17 protein-coding genes are annotated in these 17,244 nt (G+C 53.0%); 13 read left to right on the top strand and 4 right to left on the bottom strand.

What is annotated here, in order from left to right:
• Nucleotides 1-48 precede the first annotated feature (48 nt).
• From D6C13_RS18645 to D6C13_RS18620, 6 genes are all read left to right on the top strand, one after another.
• Nucleotides 49-249, top strand: coding sequence for a DUF2065 domain-containing protein (locus tag D6C13_RS18645; RefSeq protein ID WP_112286827.1), 201 nt, complete (start codon nt 49-51; stop codon nt 247-249).
• 144 nt (nt 250-393) lie between these two features.
• Nucleotides 394-1,692, top strand: a complete 1,299-nt coding sequence (locus D6C13_RS18640; RefSeq protein WP_120134182.1) for an adenylosuccinate synthase — start codon at nt 394-396, stop codon at nt 1,690-1,692.
• 228 nt (nt 1,693-1,920) lie between these two features.
• Complete coding sequence (gene nsrR, locus D6C13_RS18635) at nt 1,921-2,346, top strand: nitric oxide-sensing transcriptional repressor NsrR (RefSeq protein ID WP_120134181.1); 426 nt, start codon at nt 1,921-1,923, stop codon at nt 2,344-2,346.
• 41 nt (nt 2,347-2,387) lie between these two features.
• The gene (rnr, locus tag D6C13_RS18630; protein WP_120134180.1) at nt 2,388-4,886 is read left to right on the top strand and encodes a ribonuclease R; all 2,499 of its coding nucleotides are present in this window, start codon (nt 2,388-2,390) and stop codon (nt 4,884-4,886) included.
• Between the two features lie 216 nt (nt 4,887-5,102).
• Nucleotides 5,103-5,846: a 23S rRNA (guanosine(2251)-2'-O)-methyltransferase RlmB gene (gene rlmB / locus D6C13_RS18625; protein ID WP_104923526.1), complete on the top strand. Its 744-nt coding sequence runs from the start codon at nt 5,103-5,105 to the stop codon at nt 5,844-5,846.
• Nucleotides 5,847-5,982: 136 nt separating this feature from the next.
• Complete coding sequence (locus D6C13_RS18620) at nt 5,983-7,614, top strand: isovaleryl-CoA dehydrogenase (protein WP_120134179.1); 1,632 nt, start codon at nt 5,983-5,985, stop codon at nt 7,612-7,614.
• Here D6C13_RS18620 and bsmA read toward each other — a convergent pair whose 3' ends face one another.
• Entirely contained in the window at nt 7,615-7,926 is a 312-nt protein-coding gene (bsmA, locus tag D6C13_RS18615; protein ID WP_120134178.1) for a biofilm peroxide resistance protein BsmA, read from the bottom strand.
• A gap of 94 nt (nt 7,927-8,020) precedes the next feature.
• On the bottom strand, nt 8,021-9,970 hold the full coding sequence (locus D6C13_RS18610) for a methyl-accepting chemotaxis protein (RefSeq protein WP_120134177.1): 1,950 nt from the start codon (nt 9,968-9,970) through the stop codon (nt 8,021-8,023).
• 278 nt (nt 9,971-10,248) lie between these two features.
• Here D6C13_RS18610 and yjfP point away from each other — a divergent pair, with 278 nt between their 5' ends.
• From yjfP to rplI, 5 genes are all read left to right on the top strand, one after another.
• On the top strand, nt 10,249-10,998 hold the full coding sequence (gene yjfP, locus D6C13_RS18605; protein ID WP_120134226.1) for an esterase: 750 nt from the start codon (nt 10,249-10,251) through the stop codon (nt 10,996-10,998).
• A 150-nt stretch (nt 10,999-11,148) separates the two neighbouring features.
• The gene (rpsF, locus tag D6C13_RS18600) at nt 11,149-11,541 is read left to right on the top strand and encodes a 30S ribosomal protein S6 (protein WP_120134176.1); all 393 of its coding nucleotides are present in this window, start codon (nt 11,149-11,151) and stop codon (nt 11,539-11,541) included.
• Between the two features lie 5 nt (nt 11,542-11,546).
• On the top strand, nt 11,547-11,864 hold the full coding sequence (priB, locus tag D6C13_RS18595; protein WP_095923688.1) for a primosomal replication protein N: 318 nt from the start codon (nt 11,547-11,549) through the stop codon (nt 11,862-11,864).
• Between the two features lie 4 nt (nt 11,865-11,868).
• The gene (gene rpsR / locus D6C13_RS18590) at nt 11,869-12,096 is read left to right on the top strand and encodes a 30S ribosomal protein S18 (protein WP_002210155.1); all 228 of its coding nucleotides are present in this window, start codon (nt 11,869-11,871) and stop codon (nt 12,094-12,096) included.
• Between the two features lie 38 nt (nt 12,097-12,134).
• A complete protein-coding gene (gene rplI / locus D6C13_RS18585) occupies nt 12,135-12,587 on the top strand; it encodes a 50S ribosomal protein L9 (RefSeq protein ID WP_013573778.1) in 453 nt (150 codons plus the stop codon).
• Between the two features lie 98 nt (nt 12,588-12,685).
• Here rplI and D6C13_RS18580 read toward each other — a convergent pair whose 3' ends face one another.
• On the bottom strand, nt 12,686-13,396 hold the full coding sequence (locus tag D6C13_RS18580) for a LysM-like peptidoglycan-binding domain-containing protein (protein ID WP_120134175.1): 711 nt from the start codon (nt 13,394-13,396) through the stop codon (nt 12,686-12,688).
• A 255-nt stretch (nt 13,397-13,651) separates the two neighbouring features.
• On the opposite strand from D6C13_RS18580, the gene bamJ reads away from it, so the two are divergent.
• Nucleotides 13,652-14,272: a BamJ family beta-barrel-assembly machinery protein gene (gene bamJ, locus D6C13_RS18575; RefSeq protein WP_095923686.1), complete on the top strand. Its 621-nt coding sequence runs from the start codon at nt 13,652-13,654 to the stop codon at nt 14,270-14,272.
• A 64-nt stretch (nt 14,273-14,336) separates the two neighbouring features.
• Here the strand turns inward: bamJ and D6C13_RS18570 are convergent, their stop codons facing one another.
• Nucleotides 14,337-16,286 carry a bifunctional 2',3'-cyclic-nucleotide 2'-phosphodiesterase/3'-nucleotidase gene (locus tag D6C13_RS18570; protein WP_120134174.1) on the bottom strand — a complete coding sequence of 650 codons (1,950 nt, stop codon included), beginning with the start codon at nt 16,284-16,286 and terminating at the stop codon, nt 14,337-14,339.
• Between the two features lie 199 nt (nt 16,287-16,485).
• Here D6C13_RS18570 and cysQ point away from each other — a divergent pair, with 199 nt between their 5' ends.
• Nucleotides 16,486-17,232, top strand: coding sequence for a 3'(2'),5'-bisphosphate nucleotidase CysQ (gene cysQ / locus D6C13_RS18565; RefSeq protein WP_120134173.1), 747 nt, complete (start codon nt 16,486-16,488; stop codon nt 17,230-17,232).
• The last annotated feature ends 12 nt before the right edge of the window (nt 17,233-17,244 follow it).

The following is a 17,244-nucleotide window of genomic DNA, read 5'->3' as shown; positions in this document are numbered from 1 at the left end:
TCTGAAACCGGTATAATTTTCCGCAAGGGAAGCACTGAGACACTCAACATGAATTCGACAATTTGGCTGGCGCTGGCGTTAGTTTTGGTTCTTGAAGGTCTGGGGCCGATGCTTTATCCAAAAACATGGAGAAAAATGATCCTCTCACTGGCAAATCTTCCGGACCACGTTTTACGGCGTTTTGGCGGGGGACTTGTGGTGGCAGGCTTCGTTATTTACTACATGTTGCGTAGTCGTCTGGGTGGCTGAGAGTTTGTTACAACCCTGGTGTCACGTCTTGCTGAGATGCGTAGCACGCAATTAAAAATTTTCCCGCAAACGTGTGCTAAAAGTGCTGGAAAGCACAGAGTGAGATGTTAGAATCCTTTTTTAAGCAACCTGGTGATTCTTGAGATGGGTAAGAACGTCGTCGTACTCGGCACTCAATGGGGTGATGAAGGGAAAGGCAAGGTCGTAGACCTGCTTACTGAACGGGCTAAATATGTTGTGCGCTATCAGGGCGGTCACAACGCCGGTCACACTCTGGTTATCAACGGTGAAAAAACCGTTCTTCATTTAATTCCTTCTGGCATACTGCGTGAAAACGTGACCAGCATCATCGGTAACGGTGTTGTTCTGGCGCCTGACGCGTTGATGAAAGAAATGGGCGAACTTGAAGCTCGTGGCATCCCTGTACGCGAACGTCTGTTACTGTCTGAAGCTTGCCCGCTGATCCTGCCTTACCATGTCGCGCTCGACATGGCGCGCGAAAAAGCGCGTGGCGATAAAGCGATCGGCACTACCGGTCGTGGTATTGGCCCGGCTTATGAAGATAAAGTTGCCCGTCGCGGTCTGCGCGTGGGTGATCTCTTCAACAAAGAAACTTTCGCTATCAAGCTGAAAGAAATCATCGATTACCATAACTTCCAGCTGGTTAACTATTACAAAGTAGAAGCCGTTGATTTCCAGAAAACGTTAGATGATGTGATGGCTATCGCCGACATCCTGACGGCTATGGTTGTTGACGTCTCTGAGCTGCTGGATGGCGCGCGTAAGCGTGGCGATCTGATCATGTTCGAAGGCGCGCAAGGCACGCTTCTGGATATCGACCACGGGACTTATCCGTATGTGACTTCTTCCAACACCACCGCTGGCGGCGTCGCTACCGGTTCAGGTATTGGTCCACGTTACGTTGATTATGTTCTGGGTATCGTTAAAGCTTACTCCACCCGCGTGGGTGCAGGCCCGTTCCCGACTGAACTGTTCGACGAAACCGGCGAGTTCCTGCGCAAGCAAGGTAACGAGTTTGGCGCGACCACTGGCCGTAGCCGTCGTTGTGGCTGGCTGGACATCGTAGCCGTCCGTCGTTCTGTGCAGATCAACTCCCTGTCTGGTTTCTGTCTGACCAAACTGGACGTGCTGGACGGTCTGAAAGAAGTGAAGCTGTGTATCGGTTATCGTATGCCTGATGGTCGCGAAATGACCACGACTCCGCTGGCTGCTGAAGGCTGGGAAGGTATCGAGCCAATCTACGAAATCATGCCAGGCTGGACCGAAACCACCTTCGGCGTGAAAGAAGTCGAAAACCTGCCGCAGGCAGCGCTGGACTACATTAAGCGCATTGAAGAGCTGACAGAAGTGCCGGTTGATATTATCTCTACTGGCCCGGATCGTAGCGAAACCATGATCCTGCGCGACCCGTTTGACGCATAACAGCCTGAGCTGATTGCGTAAAAACGTCATAACCGGGCAAAACTGCCCGGTTTATTTTTTTCTGAATCCCTTCTCTTGTGTACTTTCCATAAACCATCCAATATCTAAATGATTAGCTGCAAAGTTCGCGGCTGGTTTATCATCAAAGTGTCATAATAAACAATCATCTTCACCCTGTTGTCATTGCTGACGTGGAAAGACCGGGTAAATAGCTACCCAGAGGTATGTGTGCAGTTAACGAGTTTTACTGATTATGGTTTGAGAGCATTGATTTATATGGCTTCGTTGCCAGATGATCAGATGACCAACATTTCGCAGGTCACCGAGGTTTACGGTGTATCGCGCAACCACATGGTGAAAATCATTAATCAGTTGAGCCGTGCTGGCCTGGTGACTGCCGTTCGGGGAAAGAACGGGGGTATCAAACTGGGTAAGCCCGCAGAGACCATTCGCATTGGCGACGTGGTGCGCGAACTGGAACCTCTTACGCTGGTCAATTGCGCCAGCGACTTTTGTCATATCACGCCCGCATGCCGGCTAAAACAAGTCCTGCACACTGCTGTAGAACATTTTCTTGATGAGCTGAATCAGTACACTCTGGCCGATATGGTCAAAGATAATTCAACGCTCTACAAATTATTGCTTGTTGAATGAAAGACTTTCAACAAACTGCTGATGACAACGGAGGAACCGCTATGTCACAAGATCCATTCCTGGAACGAGAAGCAGAAAAATACGAATCACCTATTCCCAGCCGTGAATTTATTCTGGAACACCTCGCGAAACGCGAAACCCCAGCCAGCCGGGAAGAGATCGGTAACGAACTGAATCTGTCCGGAGAAGAAGCGCTGGAAGCCCTGCGCCGTCGTCTGCGCGCGATGGAACGTGATGGCCAGTTAGTCTTTACCCGCCGCCAGTGCTACGCGCTGCCGGAGCGTCTGGACCTGCTGAAAGGCACGGTTATTGGTCACCGCGATGGTTACGGTTTCCTGCGCCTCGAAGGCGTGAAGAAAGATGATGTGTATCTTTCTGCTGAGCAAATGAAAATGTGCATCCACGGCGACGTGGTACTGGCACAACCGGTCGGCACCGACCGTAAAGGCCGCCGCGAAGCGCGCATTGTGCGTGTCCTGGTGCCGAAAACCAGCCAGATTGTGGGTCGTTACTTTACTGACGCTGGTGCCGGTTTTGTGGTGCCTGACGACAGTCGTCTGAGTTTTGACATCCTGATCCCGGCCGACGCCATAAACGGCGCGCGCATGGGCTATATGGTGGTGGTCGAACTGACACAACGTCCGACGCGCCGTACCAAAGCGGTCGGTAAAATCGTTGAAGTCCTCGGCGACAAAATGGGGACCAGCATGGCGGTAGATATCGCGCTGCGCACCCATGAAATCCCGCATATCTGGCCGCCACAGGTTCTGAAACAGGTCGAAGACCTGAGCGAACAGGTGCCGGAAGAAGCTAAAAAAGGCCGCGTCGATTTACGCAGTTTGCCGCTGGTCACCATTGATGGTGAAGATGCGCGCGACTTCGATGACGCCGTGTACTGCGAGAAAAAACGTGGTGGTGGCTGGCGTCTTTGGGTAGCTATCGCCGACGTCAGTTATTACGTGCGTCACGGCACCGCGCTGGACGATGAAGCGCGCAGCCGTGCGACGTCCGTTTACTTCCCGTCGCAGGTTGTCCCGATGCTGCCAGAAGTGCTGTCCAATGGCCTGTGTTCCCTGAATCCGCAGGTAGACCGCCTGTGTATGGTCTGCGAGATGACTATCTCTGCGCAGGGCAAGCTGACCAGCTCTAAATTCTACGAAGCAGTGATGAGCTCTCACGCGCGTCTGACCTACAACAAAGTCTGGCGCATCATCGAAGGCGATCCGGAACTGCGCGAACAATATTCGCCGCTGGTGAAGCATCTGCTTGAACTGCACACCATGTACAAAATGCTGGATCAGGCGCGTGCAGAACGTGGCGGTATCGCATTCGAAACTGAAGAAGCGAAATTTATCTTCAATGCCGAGCGCCGTATCGAACGTGTCGAACCAACCGTGCGTAACGATGCCCACAAACTGATTGAAGAGTGCATGATCCTGGCGAACATCGCCGCCGCGCGTTTTGTTGAAAAACATAACGAACCGGCGCTGTTCCGTGTGCATGACCGTCCAAGCGATGACCATATCTCCGCGCTGAAAAGCGTGCTGGGTGAGCTGGGTCTGGTGATGGGCGGTGGCATGAAGCCTGAGCCGAAAGATTATGCTCAGATCATGGATGAACTGGCCGATCGCCCTGACCGTGAAATGCTGCAAACCATGCTGCTGCGTTCAATGAAACAGGCGATTTACGATCCGGAAAACCGTGGCCACTTCGGTCTGGCGTTGGGTTCGTATGGTCACTTCACCTCACCAATCCGCCGTTATCCGGATCTGGCTCTTCACCGTGCTATCAAATACTTGCTGGCGAAAGAGCACGGCACGCTGAAAGATCGCTGGACGCCAACCGGCGGCTGGCACAGTGATTACGAAGATATGTTGCAGCTCGGCGAGCATTGTTCGATGGCAGAACGCCGTGCGGACGAAGCGACCCGTAATGTGGCGGACTGGCTGAAGTGTGACTTCATGCAGGATCACGTCGGAGAAGTATTTACCGGCACGATCGCCAGTGTCACCGGCTTCGGTTTCTTCGTACGCCTTAACGATCTGTTCATCGACGGTCTGGTACATGTGTCCTCGCTCGACAACGATTATTACCGTTACGACAATATCGGCCAGCGTCTGGTCGGCGAGTCTTCCGGTGCGGTTTACCGTCTTGGCGATACCGTTGAGATCCGCGTTGAAGCCGTACATATGGACGAACGGAAAATCGATTTCGCACTGGTTTCCAGCACCCGTAAAGCACGTGGTGAAGGTAAAACCGCACGTGATCGCGCTAAAAATGGCGGCGAACGTTCCATGCGTTCCGCGGCACCGGCTAATGCTGGCCGACGTCGCACCGGTAAGAAAAACGTGAACTTTGAGCCGGACAGCGCGTTCCGTAAAGATGACGCGAAACCCGCCAAGCCGAAGAAAGAGAAAGCGGTAGGCGCGGTCGGTAAAGACGGCAAGCCGAAGAAAGCTAAGAAGCCTTCTGATAAAACAGCAAAAATTGCTGCGGCCACCAAAGCCAAACGTGCGAAGAAAAAGTCAGCAGAAAGCTAAGGCAGACGGGCGGTCGTATTTTACCCAAAAGCATTCAGGTTGCAGGAAGGCGGCAAAATAAGGAGTCCCGATGAGCTTTCTCAGGTAAGTGATTCGGGTGACTAAGAGCAGCCAACGCATCTGCAGCATGAATGATGAAGGGTATGATAGAATCGCCCGCAATCCCTATTAAATTGCGGACAGCTTGCTGTCCGCAAGTCTATTTTAAAGAGCATCATGAGCGAAATTATTTACGGTATCCATTCCGTTAAAGCCTTACTCGATAACGATCCGCAACGCTTTCTGGAAGTTTTCATCCTAAAAGGCCGTGACGATAAACGCCTGAAACCGCTGATCGACGAGCTGGAAGCCGGCGGTATCGTGATCCAGGTGGCGAGCCGCCAGTGGCTGGATGAGAAATCTGAAGGTGCCGTGCATCAGGGCATTATCGCGCGTGTGCGCGAAGGCCGTCAGTATCAGGAAAACGATCTGCCTGCGCTGCTGGAAAGCCTCGATTGCCCGTTCCTGCTGGTGCTGGATGGCGTCACCGATCCGCACAACCTGGGCGCTTGTCTGCGTACTGCGGATGCCGCCGGTGTTCATGCGGTGATCGTCCCGCGTGACCGTTCTGCCAAACTGAATGCGACGGCTAAGAAAGTCGCCAGTGGTGCTGCTGAAAACGTGCCACTGATTAACGTGACCAATCTGGCCCGTACCCTGCGCGTATTGCAGGAACACAATGTCTGGATCGTCGGTACTGCCGGTGAGGCCGATCACGACCTGTTCCAGAGCAAAATGACTGGCCCGATGGCGCTGGTGATGGGAGCAGAAGGCGAAGGTATGCGCCGGCTGACCCGCGAACATTGCGACGAACTGATCAGCATCCCGATGGCGGGGAGCGTGTCTTCTCTGAACGTTTCTGTTGCGACCGGCGTTTGCCTGTTCGAAGCGGTACGTCAGCGCGGCCTGAAGAAAAGCTGATTTCTGCTTATTCAGTCGCTGATTAAACGGGAGCCTTCGGGCTCCCGTTTGCATTTCTGCCTTTGTGATCTGCCCGCCTGTTAATTCCCCAATTTTTACCATACTTAGGCCATGTCCTTTTGAAAGGGAGCAGGCGATGAACTGGGAAACACACCGGGTTTTTAATCAGCCCAAACCGCTGAGTAACAGTAATTTATTCCTTTCCGATACACCGCTGCGCGAAGCGGTTTCCCGTCAGCAGGCTGGCTGGGATGCCGATGTGCTGGCGTCGCTGGGGCAACAGCTGGGTTCTGCGGAATCGCTGGAGTTGGGAAGGCTGGCGAATATTAATCCGCCCGAGCTTTTACGTTATGACTCCTGCGGTGAGCGTCTCGATGACGTGCGTTTTCATCCTGCCTGGCATTTGCTGATGCAGGGGCTGATCGCTAACCGTGTGCATAATTTGCCGTGGCAGGAAGATGCGCGCATTGGTTCGGCGGTAGCCCGTGCGGCGCGTTTTATTCTTCACGGTCAGGTCGAGGCGGGAACGTTATGTCCGGTGACCATGACGTTTGGCGCGATCCCGTTGCTGCAAAAAACTCTGCCGTCGGAATTTGGCGGCTGGCTGAAACCGCTGTTATCCGATCGTTATGACCCCCATCTGCAATCCGGCGACCAGAAAAAAGGCGTGCTGATAGGTATGGGTATGACTGAGAAACAGGGCGGATCCGATGTGCTCAGTAACACCACGCGGGCGACGGCGCTGGAAGGGCGTGGCAGCGGAAAGCCATATCATCTGGTCGGCCATAAATGGTTTTTCTCCGTACCGCAAAGCGATGCCCATCTGGTGCTGGCGCAGGCTGATGGCGGACTTTCGTGTTTCTTTATGCCACGGGTTCTGCCCGATGGTACGCGTAATTCAATTCGCATCGAGCGTCTGAAAGACAAGCTGGGCAACCGCTCGAACGCCAGCAGCGAAGTGGAGTTTCAGAATGCCACCGGCTGGCTGCTGGGCGAAGAAGGCGAGGGCATCCGTCATATCCTAAAAATGGGCGGCCATACACGCTTTGACTGCGCGCTGGGCAGCCACGCCATGATGCGCCGGGCGCTGTCGGTTGCGTTGTACCACGCCTTTCAGCGGCAGGTTTTTGGTAAATCCCTCATCGAACAGCCGCTGATGCGCCAGACGCTGAGCCGCATGGCGATGTTGCTGGAAGGGCAGACAATGTTGCTGATGCGTCTGGCGGCAGCGACCGGCGCTCAGGACAATCCCGCAGAACAACTGCTCTGCCGGTTGCTGACACCTGCCGCCAAGTTTGAAGTGTGCCGTCAGGGAATGCCTTTTGTGGCCGAGGCGATGGAAGCGCTGGGCGGGATAGGTTATTGCGAAGACAGCGAACTGCCGCGTCTGTACCGGGAAATGCCGGTCAACAGCATCTGGGAAGGTTCGGGGAATGTGATGTGTCTGGATGTGCTGCGCACGCTTAAAAAGCTGCCCGCCAGCGGTGAAATGCTGCAACAGGTGTTGTATCAGGCGCGCGGCCAAAACCGCATATTTGACCGTGCATCCCGCCAGTTTTTACAACGCCTGCGTACAGCAGAAGAAGCGCATGGCCGCTGGCTGACCGGTCAGCTGTTCAACCTGATGACGGCAACACAGATGCTGGAATTTGCTTCGCCGCCGGTGGCGGATGCCTGGTGCAGAATGGTGCTCGATTCGCGCGGCGAAACCTTGTTGCCTGAGCGTTTATGCCAGCTGTTGCTCAACCGCGCGATCGGTGCTGAATGATCAGCGGTATAGCGTTGCCTGCGAATACCAGCGACCGGGAACAATGGTTTCGCTGTTAAACATAATCACGTAGTAATGCGCACCGGCGGCATCAGCGCGTCGCTGGATTTCCGCTTCGGCATCCATCGGGCTGCCGATGACGTCTGCCGTAATGCTGCCAATTTTGGTCAGTGTGGACGTCTGCGCACGGGTAATTTCCTGTGCTTTGGCTGTCACGGCGGGGGGGGCAACCGGCGTGGTTTGCATCAGATTACTGCAACCGCTTAGCGCAGCCAGTAACAGCAGCGCAGCGGGGATTCGGAGGGATTTCATCGTGATATCCGGTAAAAGGGCGATAGCCTGAGTGTAGCCCTTTCACCGGTCTGCTGGCGAGTCCGCACGGTGTTTTTTGCCGCGCGATCCACGTTTAACGTTCGGAGATTTTAAAGATGCTTACCAGCTGCGAGAGATGGCGCCCCTGTTCGCTTAGCGCCGCCGCGGTCTGCTGTGAATATTCCACCAGCGTGGCGTTTTCCTGCGTCGCTTTACCAATCTGCATAATGGCGATATTCACCTGTGAAATACCTGAAGATTGCTCATGCGATGCCACATCAATATCGCTCATCAGGACTTTCACCTGACGGATCCCCTGCAATATGTCGCTCATGTTCACCTGTGTTTTTGCCGCACTCTGATGGCCGTCTTCCACTTTGCTCAGGGAATCCGCCACCAGATTTTCAATTTCTTTCACAGCATTAGAGCTGCGCTGCGCCAGCGCCCGGACTTCCGAAGCGACCACCGCAAAACCTCGGCCATGTTCACCCGCTCTGGCGGCTTCTACCGCGGCGTTCAGCGCCAGAATATTGGTCTGGAAGGCGATGCCTTCGATCACCGTGGTGATATCCGCAATGCGCGTTGAGGCGTGCTTAATGGCCTCCATGCTTTCAACCGACTGATTCACCGCATCAGCGCCGACCGTGGCCGCTTTATCGGTCTGTTGCACCAGTTGAGTCGCCTGCGTGGCGTTGTCCGCCGTGTTCTGCACGGTAGCGGTGATCTGCTCCATACTGGCAGAGGTTTCTTCCAGACTGCTGGCCTGCGTGCCGATCTGCTGATTGATTCGTTCGCTGTCGTGCGCCAGCCCCTGGGTATTGAGCATGATTTCCGACGAAACCTGACGAACCTCACCGACAATTTTCTCCAACCCATGGCCTATGCCGTCGATGGCGTGCATCAGCGAGCCAATCTCGTCGATACGCCGGGTTTCAGCGCGCGCGCGCAGGTCTCCGCTGGCATATTGCTGCGCAATACTCACCACGTCGCTGAGCGGGCGGCTGACCAGTTTGCGCGTCAGCCAGATGAACAGTGCTGCGAAACAGGCCAGCGCTAGCAGGCTTATCAGCAGGAAGTGATTGCGGGTGCTGTTGACCTGCTCCATCAGACTGTCTTTGTCGGTATTGCCGACCACGACCCAATGCCATGCCGGAACGCTGGCGTACACCATAAATTGCTGGTGATGGCTGGCAGTATCGGTGTACTCACGCTGACCGTCCGGCTGCGTCATCACCTGATGCAGTTCGCCGTCGGGCCAGGCTGGCGTTTTACCTTCATCGGTGGAATGCACCAGATACTTACCCAGATCTTTCCCGGGCGCGCTGTTGAGCACAAAAAAATACCCTTGTTCACCAATGCGCTTGGAAAGGATTTTGGATCGCATGTCGGCGTATTCTTTGGTGATATCCACCCCCACGAACAAAATGCCAATCACGCTACCCTGTGCGTCGCGCACCGGCTGATATTTGGTGATGTATTTTTTGCCGAACAGCGTCGCCAGCCCGCTGAAGGATTGTCCCGCCATAATTTGCGCATATGCCGGGCTGGCATTGTCGAGCAGGGTGCCGATGGCACGGTTGCCATCCTGCATTTTCAGTGAGGTGGTCACGCGGATGAAGTCATCGCCGCGGCGGGCAAAGACGGTTGAAATGGCGCCCGTGCGGGCAAGAAAATCATCGGGGATTTTGCTGTCGAGATTGAGCGGCGTTCCGCCTGCTTTAATCACCGGCGCAGATTGGTCACCGACCATCACGGGACTGGCGGTATCAAGTTCGAAATTCTCTGGCAGGAAATGGCTGAACAGCCGCGTATAACTGTCTACCTCCGCATTCAGGCTGGCGTTGTACATTTCGATCATATCCACCACGCCGGTGACCTGTTCAGAAATGGCGTTGACCGCAAGCTTATTCACCTGCTTTCCGGCGGAGTGAGTCAGCGACAAAGTGAAAATAATAAATAATGAACCGACCAGCAGAGAGGCGATACTGGCCAGTTTTGCGCCAATGCTCCAGCTGCGAAATGAGCGTTTTGATGACGTATTCATGGAATTCTTCCGTTAGCTTCTGATAGCGCACTAACGGCGGGAAACCGGAAAAGGATTAATGATCAAATGTAACTGTTTATTTCAGTAATAATTGATATGAATCAATGAAATTAATATTAAAGTGTGAATTTGAATTAGGGGTAAAGGGCAGGAAATCAGAGGCTGACAAAACAGGTTATAAATCATGCTTAAAAGGGAGTGGTCGCCGGTTTCCAGACCCGTAGAATGTCACAACACAGTAAGGCCATAATTTTTCTAAACGCGCAGGGGAATTCATGATGGTAGAGATGTATGAAGAAACCGTTGAAGGCATCCAGGTGATCCATGCCGTGCCTGCCGGACAGTACCAGCAACAGCTGCCGACGATTTTTTTCTATCACGGTTTTCTGTCTTCCAAAGAAATTTATTCCTATTTTGGTTACACGCTGGCTCAGGCGGGTTTTCGTGTAATTTTGCCTGATGCATTAATGCACGGCGCCCGCGCAGAAAAAGACGCTGCCAGAACTGTGGCGCATTTCTGGGCCATTTTGCAAAACAACATTATTGAGCTGGCCATACTGAAAGACGTGTTTGTCGGGCGCGGTCTGGCGGATCCGTTGCGTTTAGGTGTCGGTGGAGTGTCGATGGGGGGAATGACCACCATGGCGGCGCTGGTGAAATTCCCTTGGGTAAAAGTGGCGGCGAACCTGATGGGTTCGGGCTATTTCGCCCGTTTATCGCACCATCTTTTTCCGGCTTTCAATGCGGGCGGTATCGTGCAGCGTGACGTATTTGAACGCGAAGCCGCGCCTTTACTGAGTCTGGATATCGGCGGAAAATCGGCGCTAATCGCCGATATTCCCTTGTTTATCTGGCATGGCGAAGAAGATGATGTGGTGCCATTTGCTGAAAGCCAGCGGCTGCGTGAGGAACTGGCAGACAGCGGCGCAGATGCCCATCTGACGTTCATAGCAGAGCCCGGTGCCAAGCATAAAGTCTCGGTTCATGCGCTCAAAGAAGCCACCGCATTCTTCGCGGCAAAGCTGTAGAGAAATTAATCTGCCTTTCTCCTTGAGTTTCCCACAGGCTGTACATATAATTGCGCGTCATTTTTTCGACCGCACACAAACACGTTCCTTGCTTCCATGGGCCGCGGTTGACCCTGACAGGAGGCTGAATAATCCGTAAGGAGCAATTCGATGCGTCATTACGAAATCGTTTTTATGGTTCACCCTGACCAAAGCGAACAGGTTCCGGGCATGATCGAGCGTTACAGTGCAGTAATCACTAACGCTGCTGGTCAGATTCACCGTCTGGAAGACTGGGGCCGCCGTCAACTGGCTTACCCGATCAACAAACTGCACAAAGCTCACTACGTTCTTCTGAACGTTGAAGCTCCGCAGGAAGCGATCGATGAGCTGGAAACTAACTTCCGCTTCAACGACGCCGTTATCCGTAGCATGGTTATGCGTACTAAAAACGCGGTAACTGAAGCATCTCCAATGGTTAAAGCAAAAGACGAGCGTCGTGATCGCCGCGAAGACTTTGCTGAAGCTAACGATGATGCTGAAGCTGGGGATTCTGAAGAGTAATTGCCGTGACGGCGAATCGTCTGGTGTTGTCCGGCACTGTGTGCAAGACCCCCATTCGTAAAGTCAGTCCTTCGGGCATTCCACACTGCCAGTTTGTGCTAGAGCATAAATCATCGCAGCAGGAAGCCGGATTTAACCGACAAGCATGGTGCAGAATGCCCGTGGTTGTCAGTGGACAAGCGTCACAAGCATTAACTCACAGTTTAACGGTCGGCACGCAACTCACTGTTACCGGATTCATTAGCTGCCATCAAGGGCGCAATGGACTGAATAAAGTGGTGTTACATGCCGAGCAGATTGATTTGATAGATACTGGAGACTAGCCTAATGGCACGTTATTTCCGTCGTCGCAAGTTCTGCCGTTTCACCGCGGAAGGCGTTGTAGAGATTGATTACAAAGACATCGCTACACTGAAAAACTACATTACCGAAAGCGGTAAAATTGTCCCGAGCCGTATTACCGGTACTCGTGCAAAATACCAGCGTCAGCTCGCTCGTTGCATCAAGCGCGCTCGCTACCTTTCATTGTTGCCATACACTGATCGTCATCAGTAATCGGCACTGTCTATTAACGACTTTGAGAGGATAAAGTAATGCAAGTTATTCTGCTTGATAAAGTAGCAAACCTGGGCAGCCTGGGTGATCAAGTTAACGTTAAAGCGGGCTACGCTCGTAACTTCCTGGTACCACAGGGCAAAGCTGTTCCTGCTACCAAGAAAAACGTTGAGTTCTTCGAAGCACGTCGTGCAGAACTGGAAGCCAAACTGGCTGACGTTCTGAACGCTGCTGAAGCTCGCGCAACTAAAATCAACGAACTCGGTTCAGTAACCATCGCGTCTAAATCAGGCGACGAAGGCAAACTGTTCGGCTCTATCGGTACTCGCGATATCGCTGATGCAGTAACTGCTGCTGGCGTTGAAGTTGCTAAAAGCGAAGTTCGTTTGCCGAATGGCGTTCTGCGTACCACTGGTGAACACGAAGTTGAGTTCCAGGTACACAGCGACGTATTCGCTAAACTGAACGTAGTTGTGGTTGCTGAAGCGTAATAGCGCTGAAGTTAACCTGTGAAACGCCGGCCATGTGCCGGCGTTTTGCTTTTCTGCGTTTGGGAAACGCAGAGATAAGGCCTTGTTTGAAACAGTGATCAGTTACTGCGCTGGAAACTGCCGTCCGGCTGACGGGTAAATGTCACCGTGACGTTTTGCTCTGTCGTCACCTGCAAAGCAGTGACCACACCCTGTGCGTCACGTTGAATCTTTACTTCCTGACCGGTTTTTAGCGTACTCAGTGGCTTGTCCGTGCCTTCAACCCTTGCCATCGAAAACACATCATTGACCGCCAAATTGTTATCGCGGAATAACTGCGCCAGTGTCTGACCGGATTGCACCTGGTAGCTGCGCCATGCGCCGCTGTTGTCATTACTTTGCGGCTGAACCGGATCCGGCTGCGCCATCTGCGTGGTACGACCCTGATCATTACGCAAGTCTGCCTGCATCGGAATGCTGGCAGGCTGTTGCGGCTGCGAAGGGGCATAGGTATTTTCAGGCGAATAAGGCCACAGCAGTGCCAGAAGGATCACCAGCACCGCAAGAATAATCCCGCGACGATGTGCATAAGGCAGTGGCGACATCCAGTGGAAATCGTCGCTCAGATGCCAGATTCTGGTGAGCAGCGTTTTGCCCCGGCTGGCCGCTGGCTTTTCAGTTTCAGCGGTTATGCTGTCCTGAATTTCGCTTTCACTTTCGCTCTGTGCTGTCGTGTCTCGCAATGGCCTTTTCATAATGGCAATCCAGGATCTCAACATAGGTTGGTAAATACGGATGGCTTTCCTTCTCCTGGGCGGGATTCTGCCCATGACGACCTCTCTTGTTAACTGTCGCAATTTCTACTGGCTATTGCTGCCTAGTATAGCTGTTTAACTGCTTGATGCGAAAAGGGACAAAGCACAAATATTACCCAAACGACGGGTTAAATGGCGTCAAATGCGAAAAATTTCCCGAAAAGAGGAAGGAACTACGTCTGCCGTCATGTTGCCTCACAGAGGATTTTACCCAAAAGCGTTGCGCTGCTATGCTGCGCCTTCGACATTTTTAAGAGCTAAGGAAAATTCATGACTACCCCTTCATTTGACAGCGTAGAAGCGCAGGCAAGTTACGGTATCGGCCTGCAGGTCGGTCAACAGTTGCAGGAATCAGGTTTGCAGGGCTTAGAGCCTGACGCGCTGCTGGCAGGCTTACGCGACGCGCTGGAAGGGAATACGCCAGCCGTTCCTGTAGATGTGGTTCACCGCGCACTGCGTGAAGTCCACGAACGTGCTGATGCTGTTCGTCGTGAACGTCAGGAAGCCCTGGCTGTTCAGGGTCAGGAATTCCTGGCTGCAAATGCACAGCGTGAAGGCGTGAGCAGCACCGAGTCTGGTCTGCAATTCTCTGTTATCACTCAGGGCGAAGGCACCATCCCGGGTCGTCAGGACCGTGTACGCGTTCACTACACCGGTAAACTGATCGACGGTACCGTGTTCGACAGCTCCGTACAGCGTGGCGAGCCTGCTGAATTCCCGGTTAACGGTGTGATTGCAGGTTGGATCGAAGCACTGACTCTGATGCCAGTGGGTTCTAAGTGGGAGCTTTATATCCCTCATAACCTGGCTTACGGCGAACGTGGGGCGGGTGCTTCTATCCCTCCATACAGCGCACTGGTCTTTGAAGTTGAACTGCTGGAAATTCTGTAATTCTCTTTAGAATACAGAAATGAAAAGGGCGCATATGCGCCCTTTGTTACGTCTGAATCTCAGGTTATTTCTGCAAGTCGACCTGATATATCTCAAAACCGATGGCATCCGGACCTTTGGCTGTCATCGGATACTGCGCATGGGTTTTGATAAAGTTTGCGGCTTTATCACCAGGCGACGTTTCGAAACGGATATCCAGAGGCTGCGAGGCTTTGATCGGGGCCAGCTTCCAGTTGTTATCCGCAGTCGGGGTAACCGCGCCTGCTTTTTTGGTTTCGGCGCTGATATACGCCGCCACTACTGAACGGTTTTCATCCGGTGAAGCGAAAGCAATATGCTTATCGCCGGTGCCCGCGAATTTGCCACCGTATGCGCGGTAGTTATTCGTGGCGACCAGGAAGGTGGCTTTCAGATCAATCGGCTTACCGTTGTAGGTCAGGTTTTTGATACGTTCGGCATCTTTATGGATCAGCGTACATTCACCGTCGAATTTCGCTGGCTGACTGACATCAATCTGATAATTCACGCCGTCGATGACGTCGAAATTATAGGTACGGAAACCGTCCCAGTTAATCAGCGACTGCGGTTTGGTGCTGTTCACGTCAATCTGATTAAACTGACCGGCGGAGCACTCCAGCCAGTCTTTCACTTCCTGTCCGGTGACTTTCATCACCACCAGCGTGTTCGGATAAAGATACAAATCTGCTGCATTACGGAAGGTCAGCTCGCCTTTTTCCACTTCCACAAAGCTGGCCGGATCGTTTTTACGCCCGCCGACTTTAAACGGCGCAGCCGCAGAAAGTACCGGCAGATCGGCTAAATCCGGATCGCCCTGAATGAAATGCTCGGTATAGGCTTTTTGCGCGTTATTGACGATCTGCACCGTCGGGTCATCCTGAACCAGTGCCAGATAGCTGTACATGTTGTCGTTAGATTTGCCGATCGGTTTGCTGACAAACTCCCGCGTGGCGTCATGTGACGGTGCCAGAACTTTGACTAAATCCTGATCTTCCGCCGCCAGTGATTTCTTCTGCTCTTTGTCGTAAATCGGGCGCGCTTCGGCTTTGGCCTTTTCTACTTTCCAGCTACCGCTGTCGTTGCTGAGCACCATATCGACGACGCCCAGATGGTCGCCCCACATGCCCGGCATCACGGCAGGAACGCCATTGAGCGTGCCTTGCCTGATGTCCGCCCCTTTGATGCTGGCAAATTCCTCACTCGGGAAAACAGCATGCGCATGGCCGAACATAATCGCGTCGATACCTTTAACCTGGCTCAGGTAATAGACCGAGTTTTCAGCCATGGTCTTATACGGGTCGCCTGACAGGCCGGAGTGCGGAATGGCGACAATAATGTCGGCGCCTTGTTTGCGCATTTCCGGGATCCACTTTTTAGCCGTTTGCGTGATATCCGCGACGGTTACTTTGCCCTGCAAATTGGCTTTATCCCAGACCATGATTTGTGGTGGGACGAAACCGATATAACCGATGCGCAGATTATGGGTTTTACCCTCGCGATCTTTCACGGCGTTATCGGTGATCAGGAACGGAGTGAACAGCGGTTTTCCGGTTTTATCATCAATGACGTTGGCATTCACATAAGGGAATTTCGCCCCGGCCAGCGCTTTTTTCAGATAATCCAGACCGTAATTAAATTCGTGGTTGCCCAGGTTACCGACCGCATAATTGAGCGTGTTCATCGCCAGATACACCGGATGAACATCGCCCTGTTTCAGACCTTTGGCCGCCATGTAATCGCCCAGCGGGCTGCCCTGAATGATGTCGCCATTATCGACTAATACGGAGTTGGTGACTTCGTTACGCGCCGCGTGGATCAGGCTGGCGGTGCGCACCAGACCGAATTTATCGGTCGGTTTATCTTTGTAGTAATCGAAGTCCATCATGTTGCTGTGAAGATCCGTGGTTTCCATGATGCGCAGATCCACCTGTGACGCCTGAACGGATGCGGCCGTCAGTGTCGCCAGCAGGGATAACGTCATATGACGCTTATTCATTACCTTGCCTCCAGAGAAAGGGATGATACCCGGAAAAGAAAAACCGGATATGTATCTCAAAATTTGCTGAGAATGTAATCAGTTGTCATAAATAAATGTGAGATGTAACAACTTTATGATGTAGCCACATTACGGGATGGCTATTCGCGGTAAAAAAAACTAGGCTTGAGAAATGAGAATCAAAGCATTGAGGTAAAAGATGTTAGAGCAGATTTGTCAGTTAGCGCGTGAAGCGGGTGATGCGATCATGGCGGTATACGACGGTGAACAGCCGCTGGATGCGCGTCATAAACAGGATGATTCGCCGGTGACCGCCGCTGATATTGCGGCACATAACGTGATTAAGGCGGGCCTTTTAAAGCTGGATCCGCAAACGCCAATGCTGTCCGAAGAAGATCCGCAAAGCTGGAGTGAGCGTCAGAACTGGACGCGCTACTGGCTGGTTGACCCGCTGGATGGCACGAAAGAATTCCTCAAGCGTAACGGCGAATTCACGGTGAATATCGCGCTGATTGAAGACGGTATTCCGGTGCTGGGCGTGGTGTATGTGCCAGTGACTAAAGTGATGTACAGCGCAGCAGAAGGTAAAGCCTGGAAGGAAGAGCAGGGCGCGCGTCAGCAGATTGAAGTGAAAGAAGCGCATCCGCCGCTGGTGGTTGTCAGCCGTTCGCATTTTAGCAACGACCCTGAATTGCAGGATTATCTGGCACAACTGGGCGAACATCAGACGGTGGCAATCGGTTCGTCGCTGAAATTATGTCTGGTGGCGGAAGGCGCAGCGCAGCTTTATCCGCGCTTCGGACCCACTAACATCTGGGATACCGGCGCAGGCCATGCGGTTGCGCTGGCGGCCGGTGCACAAGTGCATGACTGGAAGGGCCAGACACTGACCTACACGCCACGTGAATCCTTCCTGAATCCGGGCTTCCGGGTCTCTCTGTTCTGATGTCATCCCCCG

It is taken from the genome of Rahnella woolbedingensis, from assembly GCF_003602095.1.
In the GTDB taxonomy this organism is placed as follows: domain Bacteria; phylum Pseudomonadota; class Gammaproteobacteria; order Enterobacterales; family Enterobacteriaceae; genus Rahnella; species Rahnella woolbedingensis.
Note: the sequence above shows the minus strand (reverse complement) of the source record. Positions and strands in the feature narration are given on the sequence as shown.

Bases quoted from the DNA above. Each gene is read 5' to 3' on its own strand.
- D6C13_RS18645 (WP_112286827.1), top strand. From the start codon at position 49: ATGAATTCGACAATTTGGCTGGCGCTGGCGTTAGTTTTGGTTCTTGAA.
- D6C13_RS18640 (WP_120134182.1), top strand. From the start codon at position 394: ATGGGTAAGAACGTCGTCGTACTCGGCACTCAATGGGGTGATGAAGGG.
- rnr (WP_120134180.1), top strand. From the start codon at position 2,388: ATGTCACAAGATCCATTCCTGGAACGAGAAGCAGAAAAATACGAATCA.
- rlmB (WP_104923526.1), top strand. From the start codon at position 5,103: ATGAGCGAAATTATTTACGGTATCCATTCCGTTAAAGCCTTACTCGAT.
- D6C13_RS18620 (WP_120134179.1), top strand. From the start codon at position 5,983: ATGAACTGGGAAACACACCGGGTTTTTAATCAGCCCAAACCGCTGAGT.
- bsmA (WP_120134178.1), bottom strand. From the start codon at position 7,926: ATGAAATCCCTCCGAATCCCCGCTGCGCTGCTGTTACTGGCTGCGCTA.
- D6C13_RS18610 (WP_120134177.1), bottom strand. From the start codon at position 9,970: ATGAATACGTCATCAAAACGCTCATTTCGCAGCTGGAGCATTGGCGCA.
- yjfP (WP_120134226.1), top strand. From the start codon at position 10,249: ATGGTAGAGATGTATGAAGAAACCGTTGAAGGCATCCAGGTGATCCAT.
- rpsF (WP_120134176.1), top strand. From the start codon at position 11,149: ATGCGTCATTACGAAATCGTTTTTATGGTTCACCCTGACCAAAGCGAA.
- rpsR (WP_002210155.1), top strand. From the start codon at position 11,869: ATGGCACGTTATTTCCGTCGTCGCAAGTTCTGCCGTTTCACCGCGGAA.
- rplI (WP_013573778.1), top strand. From the start codon at position 12,135: ATGCAAGTTATTCTGCTTGATAAAGTAGCAAACCTGGGCAGCCTGGGT.
- D6C13_RS18580 (WP_120134175.1), bottom strand. From the start codon at position 13,396: ATGGGCAGAATCCCGCCCAGGAGAAGGAAAGCCATCCGTATTTACCAA.
- bamJ (WP_095923686.1), top strand. From the start codon at position 13,652: ATGACTACCCCTTCATTTGACAGCGTAGAAGCGCAGGCAAGTTACGGT.
- D6C13_RS18570 (WP_120134174.1), bottom strand. From the start codon at position 16,286: ATGAATAAGCGTCATATGACGTTATCCCTGCTGGCGACACTGACGGCC.
- cysQ (WP_120134173.1), top strand. From the start codon at position 16,486: ATGTTAGAGCAGATTTGTCAGTTAGCGCGTGAAGCGGGTGATGCGATC.